This is a genomic window from Bacillus sp. XT-4 (assembly GCF_050864245.1).
Taxonomy (GTDB): domain Bacteria; phylum Bacillota; class Bacilli; order Bacillales; family Bacillaceae; genus Bacillus; species Bacillus altitudinis.
This window is the reverse complement of record NZ_JBPAFI010000001.1, coordinates 700,945-715,564: the sequence shown is the minus strand read 5'-3', so window position 1 is coordinate 715,564 and position 14,620 is coordinate 700,945. Positions and strand designations below refer to the sequence as shown.

The following is a 14,620-nucleotide window of genomic DNA, read 5'->3' as shown; positions in this document are numbered from 1 at the left end:
GTTAGCTACAGGCAAGTGAAGAAGAATAAGGGGTGAAAGAATGTTTAAATTCAACGAGGAAAAAGGTCAATTAAAATGCTCGTTTTGCGGAAAAACGCAAGATCAAGTGCGTAAACTGGTCGCAGGACCTGGCGTATATATATGTGATGAATGTATCGAGCTTTGCACGGAAATAGTTGAAGAAGAGCTCGGTACTGAGGAAGAAGTTGAATTCAAGGATGTTCCGAAACCTCATGAAATCCGGGAAATTCTTGATGAATATGTCATCGGACAAGAGAATGCGAAGAAATCCTTAGCTGTAGCGGTTTATAACCATTACAAGCGGATTAATTCCAACAGTAAGATTGATGATGTTGAGCTTTCGAAAAGTAACATTTCTATGATTGGACCTACAGGAAGCGGTAAAACATTACTTGCTCAAACGCTTGCACGTATTTTAAATGTTCCATTTGCGATTGCAGATGCGACGTCTTTAACAGAAGCAGGTTACGTTGGGGAAGACGTAGAGAATATTTTACTAAAGCTGATCCAAGCAGCAGATTATGATGTAGAAAAAGCTGAAAAAGGCATTATCTACATCGATGAGATCGATAAAGTAGCAAGAAAATCAGAAAACCCTTCTATCACTCGTGATGTATCTGGGGAAGGTGTACAGCAAGCCCTTTTGAAAATTCTTGAAGGAACAGTCGCTAGTGTACCGCCTCAAGGTGGACGTAAGCATCCTCATCAAGAATTCATTCAAATTGATACAACAAATATCCTCTTCATTTGTGGTGGAGCCTTTGACGGCATTGAGCAAATCATCAAACGCCGCCTAGGTCAAAAAGTCATTGGATTCGGTGCGGAAAATAAAATTGAAGATCTTGAAAAAGAAGTCCTTCTATCAAAAGTTCTGCCAGAAGACTTACTTCGCTTCGGTTTAATCCCAGAATTCATCGGTCGTCTTCCGGTTATTGCAAGCCTAGAGCCGTTAGATGAAAAAGCACTTGTAGAAATCTTGACGAAGCCTAAAAATGCGCTCGTTAAGCAATATACAAAAATGCTTGAGCTTGATGATGTTGAGCTTGAGTTTGAAGAAGATGCTCTTAGCGAAATTGCGAAAAAAGCAATTGAGCGTAAAACAGGAGCTCGTGGTCTTCGCTCCATCATTGAAGGCATCATGCTTGATGTGATGTTTGATCTTCCATCTCGTGATGATATTGAGAAATGTGTCATTACTGGTGAAACGGTTGCTGATGGTGAGCCGCCTCGTCTTGTCTTAAAAGACGGTACAGTCGTGAATAAAGATACAAAAACATCGGCATAAGCCCGTTTGATGACTCCTGAATCGTTTGATTCAGGAGTTTTTTATTTATCGTGGAAGTTGTGTTTATTCCGTCCAGCTCTAGGAAATACTAGCAGACAGAAACCAATACATAACGATAGATGAAGGAGGGAGCACCGATTGAGCTGGACAGGAATCGTATTATTCATACAACTGTTCTTTGGTATCGTCATCGGGTTGTACTTTTGGAACTTACTGAAAAATCAGCGCACACAAAAGGTGACGATCGATAAAGAATCAAAAAAAGAAATGGAAGCACTCAGAAAGATGCGATCCATTAAACTGAGTGAACCTTTATCAGAGAGAGTCCGGCCAAAGGGGTTTCAAGATATTGTAGGGCAGGAAGATGGTATACGTGCACTTAAAGCTGCCCTGTGTGGACCGAATCCGCAACATGTCATCGTCTACGGGCCGCCTGGTGTTGGAAAAACAGCTGCTGCTCGTCTAGTGATGGAAGAGGCGAAGCGTCACGCTGATTCACCATTTAAAAAAGATGCAGTATTTGTTGAGCTTGATGCCACAACGGCAAGATTTGATGAACGAGGCATCGCAGACCCCTTGATTGGTTCCGTACATGATCCCATTTATCAAGGAGCAGGGGCCATGGGACAGGCAGGCATTCCGCAGCCGAAACAAGGAGCCGTCACACATGCTCATGGCGGCGTTCTCTTTATCGATGAAATTGGAGAACTGCATCCGATTCAAATGAACAAAATGCTCAAAGTGCTAGAAGATCGAAAAGTGTTTTTAGACAGTGCTTATTACAGTGAAGAAAATACGCAAATCCCGAATCACATCCATGATATTTTTCAAAATGGGTTACCCGCTGATTTTCGACTGATTGGCGCCACGACAAGAACACCAGACGAAATTCCGCCGGCTATTCGATCAAGATGTTTGGAGATTTTCTTCAAGGATTTGGATCAGCATGAGCTGAAAATTGTTGCAGCTAAAGCAGTCGAGAAAATACAGAAGGAATTAAGTGACGAAGGACTGAACCTGTTAACATCTTATGTGAAAAATGGACGTGAAGCGGTCAACATGGTACAGATCGCCGCAGGTATGGCTGTCACTGAAAACCGAAAAGATATTACGATCGCCGATGTAGAATGGGTCATTCATTCAAGCCAGCTGACACCAAGATATGAACAAAAAGTACCGGAAAAGCCAAAGGTAGGAGTAGTAAATGGTCTTGCCGTGTATGGACCGAACAGCGGGGCTCTGCTTGAAATTGAAGTGAACATTTGTAAAGCGCTTGAAAAAGGCAGTATCAATATTACAGGTATTGCGGAAGAAGAAAGCATCGGCAATCAGTCTAAATCGATCAGACGGAAAAGTATGGCGAAGGGCTCAGTTGAAAATGTCTTAACCGTGCTTCGAAACTTAGGCATACGAACAAATGAATATGATATCCACATTAATTTTCCGGCTGGTGCCCCGATTGATGGGCCGTCTGCTGGAATTGCGATGGCCACAGCCATTTTCTCAGCCATTCATCAAATCCCGATTGATCATTTAACGGCGATGACCGGTGAGATTGGATTACAAGGTCAGGTGAAGCCGATTGGCGGTGTCATACCAAAAATCAAGGCAGCCAAACAAGCGGGTGTCAAAACAGTGATCATCCCTTATGACAATCAGCAGTCGATCTTAAAAGAGATTGAAGGGGTTACGATTGTGCCTGTGAAGCATTTCCAAGAAGTGCTGGATCAGTGTTTGGTCAATCCGCCAGATGAGAAGAAAGATGGACTAGAAGAAGAAATGAAAAGGAAATCTGTTTAATCCCCATCTCATATGGGGATTTTTTAGTGAAATAGATCTTTTTTTCTTTTTCAAGATAAAAAGAAAGGGTATACTACGGTAAGATCATCATTTCTCAAGTCTTTTACATTGTACAAGACTGAAACAGGTATATTATAATGATTCATACTAGTGACGGAGGTGTCTATCAACATGGCAGATGAAATCAAAAAGAATGTTCCGCTCCTTCCACTGCGAGGCTTGCTTGTTTATCCAACAATGGTCTTGCATTTGGACGTTGGGCGCGAAAAGTCTGTTCAAGCATTAGAACAGGCCATGATGAACGATCATATGATTTTTCTAGCAACACAGCGGGAAATTTCAATAGATGAACCAGGTGAAGAGGAAATTTTCAAAGTCGGCACCTACACAAAAATTAAACAAATGCTGAAGCTGCCAAATGGAACGATCCGTGTGCTCGTCGAAGGCTTAAATCGAGCGCAGATCGAATCCTACATGGAGCTAGAAGACTATACGTCAGTCGATATTAAAGAGTTGACAGAAGAAGAATTAAAGGACGCAGAAGCAGAAGCACTCATGCGCACTTTGTTAGATCACTTTGATCAGTACATAAAAATTTCAAAAAAAATCTCAGCTGAAACATATGCAACGGTGACGGATATTGAAGAACCTGGAAGAATGGCGGATATCGTCGCTTCCCACCTTCCTTTGAAATTAAAAGACAAGCAAGAAGTGCTGGAAACAGTCGATGTCAAAAAACGGTTGAATCGGGTCATCAGTCTCATTCACAATGAAAAAGAAGTGCTAGAGATTGAAAAGAAAATTGGCCAGCGTGTCAAACGTTCAATGGAGCGAACGCAAAAAGAATATTATTTGCGCGAACAAATGAAAGCTATTCAAAAAGAGCTTGGAGACAAAGAGGGGAAAACAGGCGAAGTCAGTACGCTTATGGCTAAAATTGAAGAGTCCGGCATGCCAGATTCCGTTCGTGAAACGGCTTTAAAAGAACTGAACCGTTATGAAAAAATCCCTTCAAGCTCTGCTGAGAGTTCTGTCATTCGCAATTATATTGATTGGCTGATCAATCTGCCGTGGGGCACTTATACAGAAGATCGTCTAGATTTAAAGCTTGCAAGCGAAATTTTAGATGACGAGCACCACGGGCTTGAAAAAGTAAAAGAGCGGGTACTCGAATATCTTGCTGTTCAAAAACTAACAAATTCATTAAAGGGACCGATTCTTTGCTTGGCAGGACCTCCTGGGGTAGGGAAGACGTCACTTGCAAAATCCATTGCTAAATCACTTGATCGAAAGTTTATCCGTATCTCTCTTGGCGGTGTACGTGATGAATCTGAGATCCGTGGTCATCGAAGAACCTATGTAGGTGCGATGCCGGGCCGTATCATTCGCGGGATGAGCAAGGCGGGCACAATGAATCCGGTCTTTCTTTTAGATGAAATTGATAAAATGTCTTCTGACTTTAGGGGAGATCCGTCTTCTGCGATGCTTGAAGTGTTAGATCCAGAGCAAAATCATAATTTTAGCGATCATTATATTGAAGAGACATTTGATTTGTCTCAAGTCTTATTTATCGCAACTGCCAACAATTTAGCAACCATTCCGGGTCCACTTCGTGATAGAATGGAGATTATCACGATTGCAGGGTATACGGAAGTTGAAAAAGCAGAAATTGTGAAAGATCACCTTCTGCCGAAGCAGCTAAAGGAGCACGGATTAAAGAAAGGGAACTTGCAGCTTCGTGAAGCAGCGATTTACGATATGATTCGCTATTACACGAGAGAAGCAGGAGTCCGCGGGTTAGAGCGTCAGCTAGCGGCGATTTGCCGAAAAGCGGCAAGAGCAATTGTGGCTGAAGACCGCAAACGCATCACAGTGACGGAAAAGAACTTATCTGAATTCCTCGGAAAAAGACTTTACCGTTATGGTCAGGCGGAAACGACCGATCAGGTCGGCGTTGTCACAGGCCTTGCATATACCACAGTTGGCGGAGACACCTTGTCCATCGAGGTCTCACTCTCGCCTGGTAAAGGCAAGCTTTTGCTAACAGGTAAGCTCGGTGATGTCATGAGAGAATCTGCGCAGGCGGCATTCAGTTATATCCGTTCAAAAGCAGATGAACTGAACATTGATCCTCAATTTAATGAAAAGCACGATATTCATATCCATGTTCCAGAGGGTGCGGTTCCAAAGGACGGGCCATCAGCTGGTATTACCATTGCGACGGCTCTTGTATCAGCACTCACAGGACGTCCTGTTTCAAAAGAGGTTGGCATGACAGGAGAAATTACGTTAAGAGGAAGAGTGCTTCCGATTGGCGGATTAAAAGAAAAAGCATTAGGCGCACATCGTGCAGGACTGAAAACGATTATTCTTCCAAAGGACAATGAGAAGGATATTGATGATATTCCTGAAAGTGTGAGAGAAGGATTAACTTTTATTCCGGTTTCACATTTAGATGAGGTGCTTGAGAAAGCGTTAGTAGGAGAGGGAAGATGAAAGTAACAAAATCAGATATCGTCATTAGTGCGGTGAAACCAGAGCAGTACCCGAGCGGGGGACTGCCTGAGATCGCACTTGCTGGACGATCAAATGTTGGAAAGTCCTCGTTCATTAACTCATTGATTAATCGGAAAAATTTAGCGCGTACGTCTTCTAAACCAGGAAAGACCCAGACGCTTAATTTTTACATTATTAATGATATGCTTCATTTTGTGGACGTCCCCGGTTATGGCTTTGCGAAAGTATCAAAAACAGAGCGCGAAGCATGGGGGAGAATGATCGAAACGTATATTACAATGCGTGAAGAGTTAAAAGCAGTCGTCCAAATTGTGGATCTGCGTCATAAACCATCCGCAGATGATGTGAACATGTATGAATTCCTTAAATACTATGGAGTTCCTGTGATCATTATTGCGACAAAGGCCGATAAAATTCCAAAAGGCAAATGGGAAAAGCATGCGAAAGTCGTCAAACAGACACTCGACATCGATCCATCAGATGAATTAATCCTTTTCTCTTCTGAAACAAAAAAGGGAAAAGATGAAGCCTGGAATGCGATCCTTGCGAAGATTAACAGCTAAAAAAAGGCATCTGCTATGTGCAGATGCCTTTTTATTGTATAAGTTATTTCCTTTTTAAAAATAATAAGAGGAGACTGACGGCAATCAATACATATGGCCAGTACAATTCAAAACCGGAAGTAGGGATCGAAAGTGTGCTAAGTTGCTTTGTAATTTGTTGAAAGAAATAAAGGAATAGACCGAGTGCAATGAGAACAATACTTTCTATTCGATATTCCTTTTTCTGTGATGATTTCATCAAAAGTGCGAGGCCGATGATGAACACAATCATCGTAAATGTATCTGGCCAGTGTTCTAATTTCGGCTGAAGGATAAAGTGTAGCGCAAGGCCTGTCATGAGCATACCGATAAACACATGAGAGGTTTCCTGCTCCTTCTTTCCTTGATATAAGAAAGCAAGGCCAAAAAGCAGTACAAGTGTATACCATTTCTCCTGATCTTTCCAAATGTCAAATTGATCTCCTGAGAGAATGGCATATAGTGCTACAGCCAGCAAAGTGAGCGGCAGCAAAATAGATTTCTTCTTCAAAGATGTCACCTTCTTATAAGCAGATCATTTGTCCGCACGCGCCAAATCTGATAAATTGCTTGAAGTGATGATATGGCATTCGATGTCGAACATTTTTCTACTATATCACAACATTTTTGAAATCTGTTCACAATTTTTATCCAGTTAAAAATGAATATATGTTATAATCATTATAAATAATAAATTCTATATTGTAATTATTATAAATTAGACAGGGCGTTGGGGGTGCAAGCTGAAGTTATGCATATTCTTGTTGTGGGTTTAGATTATAAAACAGCCCCTGTTGAGATACGGGAACAGCTGAGCTTTGAACCGAGCGAGCTCGGAACAGCGATGTCCAAGCTTAAAGAAGAAAAAAGCATTCTAGAGAATATCGTCATCTCAACATGTAATCGAACAGAGATCTACGCAGTTGTAGATCAGCTTCATACTGGTCGGTTTTATATAAAAAGATTTTTAGCAGATTGGTTCGGTTTAGAAAAAGAAGATGTCTCTCCATATTTGAAGTTTTATGAAAATGATGGAGCGGTTGAGCATTTATTCCGGGTTGCCTGTGGACTTGATTCTATGGTCATTGGTGAAACACAAATACTCGGTCAAGTGCGCTCAAGCTTTAAAGTCGCTCAAGAGGAGAAGACCATTGGTACCGTTTTCAATTATTTGTTTAAGCAGGCGGTAACAGTTGCGAAGCGCTCTCATGCGGAAACAGATATTGCGTCTAATGCTGTATCTGTCAGCTATGCGGCAGTGGAACTTGCCAAAAAAATCTTTGGACGTCTTTCTGATAAACATGTCCTTATTCTTGGTGCGGGTAAAATGGGCGAGCTGGCGGCTCAAAACCTTCAAGGTCAAGGGATTGGCCAGGTAACAGTCATCAATCGAACGTTTGAAAAGGCCAAAGAACTTGCCGGCCGTTTTTCAGGAGAGCCTAAGAGCTTGAATCAATTAGAAAAAACTTTATCTGAAGCGGATATTTTAATTAGCTCTACTGGGGCTAAACAATTTGTGATTACAAAAGAAATGGTCGAAAAAGCGAACAAACAGAGAAAAGGCAGACCTCTATTCATGGTGGATATTGCAGTACCGCGTGATTTAGATCCAGCTATTTCTGAAGTAGAAGGTGCTTTTTTGTATGACATTGATGACCTTGAGGGTATTGTGGCGGCCAACCTGAAAGAGCGACGTGCAGTAGCTGAAGAGGTGGAGCTTCTCATCGAAGCTGAAATTGTGGAATTTAAGCAATGGCTTAATACGCTCGGAGTGGTTCCTGTGATTTCTGCTTTAAGAGAAAAAGCACTCTCAATTCAAGCGGATACGATGCAAAGCATCGAACGAAAGCTTCCAAACCTCACAAATCGTGAAATGAAGCTGTTAAATAAACATACGAAAAGCATCATCAATCAAATGCTGAAAGATCCTATCTTAAAGGCCAAAGAAATTGCCGGGGAGCCGAATGCAGAGGAAAAACTTTTACTCTTTAAAGAAATCTTTGATTTACAGGTTGAAGATGAAGAGCAAAAGGCAGAGCCGATGCAGGTGGAGCAAGGGGCATTTCAGCTGTTCAAATCAAATATGGCACAAGGCCTTGCTACAGTTGCCAGTGAGTGATTAGGCGATGATGGAATCCATTGTAGCGAGACTAGGCGAAGCGACGATCTTGATCTATGCACTCAGTGTCTTGTTCTATTTCATAGATTTTCTTCAACACAACCGGAAGGCTGGAAAGATGGCTTTCTGGTTGCTTTCTATTGTCTGGCTGCTGCAAACAGTCTACATGTTTTATATTATGATGGAAACAGACCGATTCCCTGTGTTGAATGTAGCAGAGGGGTTATATTTTTATACGTGGGTGCTTGTGACATTGTCACTCGTTTTGACAAAAGTATTACGCGTTGAATTTATTGTCTTTTTTACAAATGTAATTGGTTTTTCCATGATGGCGATTCACACCTTTACACCATCCGATCTTCATTCTGCCGAACTGACGGGAAAGCTGACGAGTGAGCTGCTCGTCATTCATATTACGATGGCCATTTTATCATACGGCGCTTTTTCACTTTCATTTGCTTTTTCACTACTCTATCTATTTCAATATCGTTTGCTGAAAAAGAAAAAATGGGGAAAATGGCTTTTGAGAATTGAAGACTTATCAAAGCTTGATCATATGGCGTATGTCTTAAATATTATTGGCGTACCGATGCTCTTGCTTAGTTTAATTCTTGGCATTATATGGGCATATATTTCGTATGATACGTTGTACTGGACAGATGCAAAGGTGCTCGGTTCGTTTATTATGCTGTTTTTATATGGCTTTTACTTATACATTAGACTGGTGAGAAATATGCAAGGCAAAATCGTGGCGCGATGGAATGTCGCTTCATTTCTTGTGCTGATGATCAATTATTTTCTGCTTGGTAGCTTATCAACCTTTCATTGGTTTCAATAATGATGAGTCTTAAGGGCATTGTCGGGAGGAAGACGTAATGCGTACAATTAAAGTAGGTTCTAGACGAAGCAAACTTGCGATTACACAAACAAAATGGGTCATTCAAAAGTTGTCTGAACTAAACCCTTCTTATTCTTTTGAAATTAAAGAGATTGTGACAAAGGGTGATCAAATTTTAGATGTGACCTTATCAAAGGTTGGCGGAAAAGGTCTGTTTGTTAAAGAGATTGAACAGGCAATGCTGAACCATGACATCGATATGGCAGTACACAGCATGAAAGATATGCCGGCTTCTCTTCCAGAAGGTTTAGTCATCGGCTGTATTCCTGAGCGTGAAGATGTGCGGGATGCATTGATTTCAAAGGATCATCTCCGTCTTCATGAACTACCAAAGGGAGCGATTGTGGGAACGAGCAGCTTACGGCGCAGTGCTCAGCTTCTTCAGGAGAGACCAGATCTTGAGATTAAATGGATCCGTGGAAACATTGATACGAGACTCGAAAAACTGAAAAATGAAGAATATGATGCGATTATTCTAGCGGCTGCCGGATTGTCTAGAATGGGTTGGAGTCAAGAAGTCGTGTCGGAATTTTTATCTCCTGATACTTGCCTTCCTGCTGTGGGGCAGGGCGCATTGTCGATAGAATGCCGCGGAGATGACGAAGAGCTCTTGCAGCTGTTAGCTCAATTCACAAATGAGTATACAAAGAAAACGGTCCTTGCTGAAAGAGCCTTCCTTAAGCAAATGGATGGAAGCTGTCAAGTGCCGATCGCTGGTTACGCAACGATGAATGAGCGTGATGAAATTGAATTGACAGGTCTTGTGGCATCTGCGGATGGGCATACGATTATTCGAGAAACCGTAACAGGTACTGACCCTGAGGCAATCGGAACAGCATGTGCGAAGCACATGGCTGATAAGGGAGCAAAGGATTTGATCGACAAGGTGAAAAAGGATCTGTCTTCCCAATGACGATAGCCAAATCGCTTTACGGACAGACGGTGCTTGTCACTCGAAATGAACGTCAAGCGGGTGCGTTTCAGCAGAAAATTGAAGCGCTGAACGGCCATGCTGTTTTAACCTCTCTTATCAGGTTTGAACCAACGCTTACAAAAGAAAAAGCGAAGGCATTTTTAGAAGACTTAGAAGCAAGCCATTGGCTTGTGTTTACAAGTGTAAATGGTGCGTCTTTTTTTCTTAGTTATATAGAGAAGCATCAATTACATCAAAGCTTATCCCACTTGAAAGTGGCGGCTGTAGGTGAAAAAACATCTGCCTATCTGATGCAGCACGGCTTAAAAGTGGATGTGGTTCCAGAACGTTTTATAGCAGAAGAACTGGCAGATGCTTTAATTGAACATGTACATCCAGAAGAATGTGTCTTTGTAGCAAAAGGCCACCTGTCACGAGATGTGGTGAAGAATACCCTCGTTCCGCTTGGCATTGACGTAAAAGAGTGGATTATATATGAAACAGTGAAGGATGAGGACGGAATTATCGCACTCAAGTCGGCAATGATGGAGCAATCATTTGATTTTATTACATTTACAAGCTCCTCCACTGTTCATTCTTTTATGCACGCCATGGAGGCTGATATCGATAGATTAGCTGCATCAGACACATGTTTTGTGAGCATTGGTCCTCTTACACAAGAGGCACTGCTTCAATACGGGATTTCTTCTGAAACCCCAGATACTTATACGATAGACGGGATGCTTGATTTAATGTGCCGTTTATCTGAAAGGAAGTTGAACCAATGATGAAATTTAACAGACACCGCAGATTGCGTACAAGCGCAGGAATGAGAGAATTGGTGAGAGAAACATTTTTAAGACCCTCTGATTTCATTTATCCCATCTTTTTTGTAGAGGGAGAGAATGTCCGGAAAGAAGTCCCTTCAATGCCGGGTGTCTATCACATTTCAGTTGATCTTGTGAAAGAAGAAGTCCAAGAGCTTGTTGACCTTGGGATTAAATCTATCATTGTTTTTGGGGTACCAGACCATAAAGACCATGTAGGCAGTGAAGCTTATCACGATCATGGGATTGTTCAAAGAGCAACGCTTGAAATCAAAAAGCATTTCCCTGAGCTTGTGGTCATTGCTGATACTTGCTTATGCCAATATACAGATCACGGACATTGTGGAATCGTTGAAGATGGAGAAATTTTAAATGATGAATCTCTTCAGCTCTTAGCGAAAACCGCTGTCAGTCAGGCTCGTGCAGGTGCAGATATCATTGCTCCATCAAACATGATGGATGGCTTTGTTATCGCAATTCGTGAGGCGCTTGATGAGGCCGGCTTTGTTCATGTGCCTGTCATGTCATATGCTGTGAAATATGCAAGTGCTTTTTACGGTCCGTTTCGTGATGCGGCGCATAGCACACCGCAGTTTGGAGATCGTAAAACGTATCAAATGGACCCTGCAAACCGCTTAGAAGCACTGAGAGAAGCGCAGTCTGATGTAGAAGAAGGCGCTGACTTCCTGATCGTGAAGCCGTCACTTTCATACTTAGATATCATGCGTGATGTGAAAAATGAATTTACACTTCCTGTTGTTGCGTACAATGTGAGCGGAGAGTATGCAATGGTCAAAGCAGCAGCTCAAAATGGGTGGATTTCTGAAAAAGAGCTTGTTCTTGAAATGCTGACTAGCATGAAACGTGCAGGCGCAGAATTAATCATTACGTATCATGCAAAAGATGCAGCGAAATGGCTCTCAGAATAAAGAACGGATAGACAGGAGGACATTGAAATGGGACGTAGCTATGAAAAGTCAAAGCAAGCATTTAAAGAAGCGCAGCAGTTAATGCCGGGTGGTGTGAACAGCCCTGTGCGCGCATTTAAATCAGTCAATACAGACCCGATTTTTATGGAACGAGGCAAAGGCGCAAAAATATACGATATTGACGGAAATGAATATATTGATTATGTCTTATCGTGGGGACCGCTTATTTTAGGGCATACAAATGACCGTGTGGTTGAAAGTATTCAACGAGTAGCTGAACATGGTACAAGCTTCGGTGCTTCTACTTTAGTTGAAAATGAATTAGCTAAGCTTGTATCAGAACGAGTTCCTTCTATTGAGGTCATTCGTATGGTCAGCTCTGGAACAGAGGCGACGATGAGTGCGCTTCGTCTAGCACGTGGTTTTACAGGCAGAAACAAAATTGTGAAATTTGAAGGCTGTTATCATGGCCACGGTGATTCTTTGCTTATTAAAGCTGGTTCGGGTGTGGCAACGCTTGGACTTCCGGATAGCCCTGGTGTCCCTGAAGGTACAGCAAGCAATACGATCACCGTTCCATACAATGATTTAGAAAGCATCAAAGTCGCTTTTGAAGAATTTGGAGACGACATTGCAGGTGTCATTGTAGAACCAGTTGCAGGAAATATGGGGGTTGTCCCTCCGCAGGAAGGTTTCTTGCAAGGATTGAGAGACATCACTGAGCAATATGGCTCTTTACTCATTTTTGATGAGGTCATGACAGGCTTCCGTGTGGATTATCATTGTGCACAAGGCTATTTTGGCATTACGCCTGATCTGACATGTCTTGGTAAAGTCATCGGAGGCGGTCTGCCAGTTGGTGCCTATGGCGGTAGAGCGGACATTATGAGACAAATTGCGCCAAGCGGCCCGATTTATCAAGCAGGAACGTTATCCGGTAACCCGCTTGCGATGACAGCAGGTCTTGAAACATTAAAACAGCTGACACCTGAGTCTTATGAAGAGTTTAGACGCAAAGGAGATCGTTTGGAAGAAGGCATTTCAAAAGCGGCGAAAGCACATGGGATTCCACTAACATTTAACCGTGCAGGTTCCATGATTGGATTCTTCTTTACAAACGAACAAGTCGTCAATTACGATACAGCGAAAACAGCTGACCTCGCTTTATTCGCTGAATTCTACAAGGAAATGGCTGATCACGGCATCTTCCTTCCACCTTCACAATTCGAAGGGCTGTTCCTATCAACTGCTCATACGGATGAAGACATCGAGTATACGATTGAGACAGTTGAAAAGGTATTTCAAAAATTAGCTCAGTAACCAAAAGCCGATATGGAGACATATCGGCTTTTTGCTTTGCATAAAACCAATCATATTTTCACCGCCTCTTTCATACACCTGTATTGACATCTAATTTTATTTTGAAGGATTAGATGAAAGGAGGACACCGACTTGTCTCAAAACAATCGATTACAGTTTTCGGTAGAAGAGTCCATTTATTTCAAAAACGGACAGGAAGTCAGTGAGCTGCTGTCAATTTCTCTCGATCCTGACATTCTCGTTCAAGAAGTGAATGATTATGTTTCCATTAGAGGTTCACTCGAGCTAACAGGAGAATACAACATAAATCAAGAGGAGCTAATGGGTGAATCCAGTTCCTATGCATCATACAGGCAGGCTGATGAGGTGAAGGTAAGAGAGGACGGAACGGCTGAGCTGCTGCATCAATTTCCGGTGGATATCACGATCCCCAAGAACAAAATTAGTCATTTAAATGATGTATTTGTGTTTATTGATGCATTTGATTACCAGCTGACAGAAAGCCGTTTGCTCACGATTCAGGCTGATTTGGCCATTGAAGGTCTGTTAGATGAAGGAACGCCTGAACCGCTTGTAGAAGAGCCATATGAATTTGTCCATCGTGCTGAAGAGGAATATGGCGATGTCACTTATGAATATCAGGCGCAGTCTGAATATGAAGAGCAAGAAATGCTGCCACGTGAAGAGCATGAAGAAAATGCAGAACAGCAGGCCGTTTTGCAACATGAAGCGCGAACTGAACAAGAAGAGGATGAAATAGACATCAAGACGGTGATGGTGGAAGAAGCAGAAGAAGAGGAGGAATATGAGGAAGAAGAAGCCGTGGCGCTTGGGTATCGTTCCTTCCCAGAAGCTCAAGTACAAGAGCCGCCATTCTTTGACCCGCCTAAACTGTTAGAAGAAGAGGAGCGGGATGATACGTTCTTTGAGGTGGAAGTGAGGAAAGACCCTGAAGCAGAGAGCAAGGAAGAAGAAGAGCCGCCAGCTTATCCAGCCTTTGAATCACCTGCTTATCAGATGGAACAGACGCAGGAAGAGCGGGATGACAGCTATCAGTTCGAACGATTATATGAACGTGAAGCACCAAAGGTGTATGAATCAGCTCAAGAAGCTGAGGAGTTTGAACATGACCAGAGAGAAGCGTCTGGCAGTGAGAATTCTCTTTATTTAACGAAGCTGTTCGCTAAGCAGGAGGAGGAAGATTTTTCTCGCATGAAAATATGTATAGTTCAGCAAGAAGATACGGTCGATCGTATTTGTGAGCGATATCAGTTGAATGTGCAGCAGCTCCTTCGAACGAATTCATTGTCGGTGGATGCAGAGCTTGAAGAAGGGCAGATTCTTTATATTCCTGAATATCAAAAAAGCAATGCATAGTATGAGATGATGGACCGAGAAAATGTGGTGAGA

The 14,620-nt window shown here is 42.3% G+C and carries 12 protein-coding genes; 11 read left to right on the top strand and 1 reads right to left on the bottom strand.

The features are described 5' to 3' along the window. Positions 1-40: 40 nt before the first annotated feature. From clpX to yihA, 4 genes are all read left to right on the top strand, one after another. Complete coding sequence (gene clpX, locus ACRRMM_RS03795) at positions 41-1,306, top strand: ATP-dependent protease ATP-binding subunit ClpX (protein ID WP_017358145.1); 1,266 nt, start codon at positions 41-43, stop codon at positions 1,304-1,306. A 138-nt stretch (positions 1,307-1,444) separates the two neighbouring features. Continuing rightward, a complete protein-coding gene (gene lonB, locus ACRRMM_RS03790; RefSeq protein WP_007501566.1) occupies positions 1,445-3,106 on the top strand; it encodes an ATP-dependent protease LonB in 1,662 nt (553 codons plus the stop codon). A gap of 171 nt (positions 3,107-3,277) precedes the next feature. After that, a complete protein-coding gene (gene lon, locus ACRRMM_RS03785) occupies positions 3,278-5,602 on the top strand; it encodes an endopeptidase La (protein WP_007501564.1) in 2,325 nt (774 codons plus the stop codon). Further along, complete coding sequence (yihA, locus tag ACRRMM_RS03780) at positions 5,599-6,186, top strand: ribosome biogenesis GTP-binding protein YihA/YsxC (RefSeq protein ID WP_007501562.1); 588 nt, start codon at positions 5,599-5,601, stop codon at positions 6,184-6,186. The genes lon and yihA overlap by 4 nt, the downstream gene beginning before the upstream one ends. A gap of 43 nt (positions 6,187-6,229) precedes the next feature. Here the strand turns inward: yihA and ACRRMM_RS03775 are convergent, their stop codons facing one another. After that, positions 6,230-6,715 carry a hypothetical protein gene (locus ACRRMM_RS03775; RefSeq protein ID WP_216099433.1) on the bottom strand — a complete coding sequence of 162 codons (486 nt, stop codon included), beginning with the start codon at positions 6,713-6,715 and terminating at the stop codon, positions 6,230-6,232. Between the two features lie 240 nt (positions 6,716-6,955). Here ACRRMM_RS03775 and hemA point away from each other — a divergent pair, with 240 nt between their 5' ends. The 7 genes from hemA to ACRRMM_RS03740 all read left to right on the top strand — a co-directional run bounded on the left by hemA (position 6,956) and on the right by ACRRMM_RS03740 (position 14,587). Further along, positions 6,956-8,323 carry a glutamyl-tRNA reductase gene (gene hemA, locus ACRRMM_RS03770; RefSeq protein ID WP_008342832.1) on the top strand — a complete coding sequence of 456 codons (1,368 nt, stop codon included), beginning with the start codon at positions 6,956-6,958 and terminating at the stop codon, positions 8,321-8,323. Positions 8,324-8,330: 7 nt separating this feature from the next. After that, positions 8,331-9,161 (top strand): cytochrome c biogenesis protein, encoded by an 831-nt coding sequence (locus ACRRMM_RS03765; RefSeq protein WP_008342830.1) that lies wholly within the window; start codon positions 8,331-8,333, stop codon positions 9,159-9,161. A gap of 37 nt (positions 9,162-9,198) precedes the next feature. Continuing rightward, the gene (gene hemC, locus ACRRMM_RS03760; protein WP_008342828.1) at positions 9,199-10,134 is read left to right on the top strand and encodes a hydroxymethylbilane synthase; all 936 of its coding nucleotides are present in this window, start codon (positions 9,199-9,201) and stop codon (positions 10,132-10,134) included. Further along, a complete protein-coding gene (locus ACRRMM_RS03755) occupies positions 10,131-10,922 on the top strand; it encodes a uroporphyrinogen-III synthase (RefSeq protein WP_008342826.1) in 792 nt (263 codons plus the stop codon). The genes hemC and ACRRMM_RS03755 overlap by 4 nt, the downstream gene beginning before the upstream one ends. Beyond that, positions 10,919-11,890 (top strand): porphobilinogen synthase, encoded by a 972-nt coding sequence (gene hemB, locus ACRRMM_RS03750; protein ID WP_007501555.1) that lies wholly within the window; start codon positions 10,919-10,921, stop codon positions 11,888-11,890. Before ACRRMM_RS03755 ends, hemB begins: the two co-directional genes overlap by 4 nt. Positions 11,891-11,917: 27 nt before the next feature. Further along, a complete protein-coding gene (gene hemL, locus ACRRMM_RS03745) occupies positions 11,918-13,210 on the top strand; it encodes a glutamate-1-semialdehyde 2,1-aminomutase (protein WP_008342821.1) in 1,293 nt (430 codons plus the stop codon). Between the two features lie 132 nt (positions 13,211-13,342). Beyond that, positions 13,343-14,587 (top strand): LysM peptidoglycan-binding domain-containing protein, encoded by a 1,245-nt coding sequence (locus ACRRMM_RS03740; protein ID WP_432450788.1) that lies wholly within the window; start codon positions 13,343-13,345, stop codon positions 14,585-14,587. Positions 14,588-14,620 lie beyond the last annotated feature (33 nt).

What these genes read in the sequence shown, in the direction of transcription:
- clpX (WP_017358145.1), top strand. Translation starts at nt 41, where the DNA reads ATGTTTAAATTCAACGAGGAAAAAGGTCAATTAAAATGCTCGTTTTGC.
- lon (WP_007501564.1), top strand. Translation starts at nt 3,278, where the DNA reads ATGGCAGATGAAATCAAAAAGAATGTTCCGCTCCTTCCACTGCGAGGC.
- yihA (WP_007501562.1), top strand. Translation starts at nt 5,599, where the DNA reads ATGAAAGTAACAAAATCAGATATCGTCATTAGTGCGGTGAAACCAGAG.
- hemA (WP_008342832.1), top strand. Translation starts at nt 6,956, where the DNA reads ATGCATATTCTTGTTGTGGGTTTAGATTATAAAACAGCCCCTGTTGAG.
- ACRRMM_RS03765 (WP_008342830.1), top strand. Translation starts at nt 8,331, where the DNA reads ATGATGGAATCCATTGTAGCGAGACTAGGCGAAGCGACGATCTTGATC.
- hemC (WP_008342828.1), top strand. Translation starts at nt 9,199, where the DNA reads ATGCGTACAATTAAAGTAGGTTCTAGACGAAGCAAACTTGCGATTACA.
- ACRRMM_RS03755 (WP_008342826.1), top strand. Translation starts at nt 10,131, where the DNA reads ATGACGATAGCCAAATCGCTTTACGGACAGACGGTGCTTGTCACTCGA.
- hemB (WP_007501555.1), top strand. Translation starts at nt 10,919, where the DNA reads ATGATGAAATTTAACAGACACCGCAGATTGCGTACAAGCGCAGGAATG.
- hemL (WP_008342821.1), top strand. Translation starts at nt 11,918, where the DNA reads ATGGGACGTAGCTATGAAAAGTCAAAGCAAGCATTTAAAGAAGCGCAG.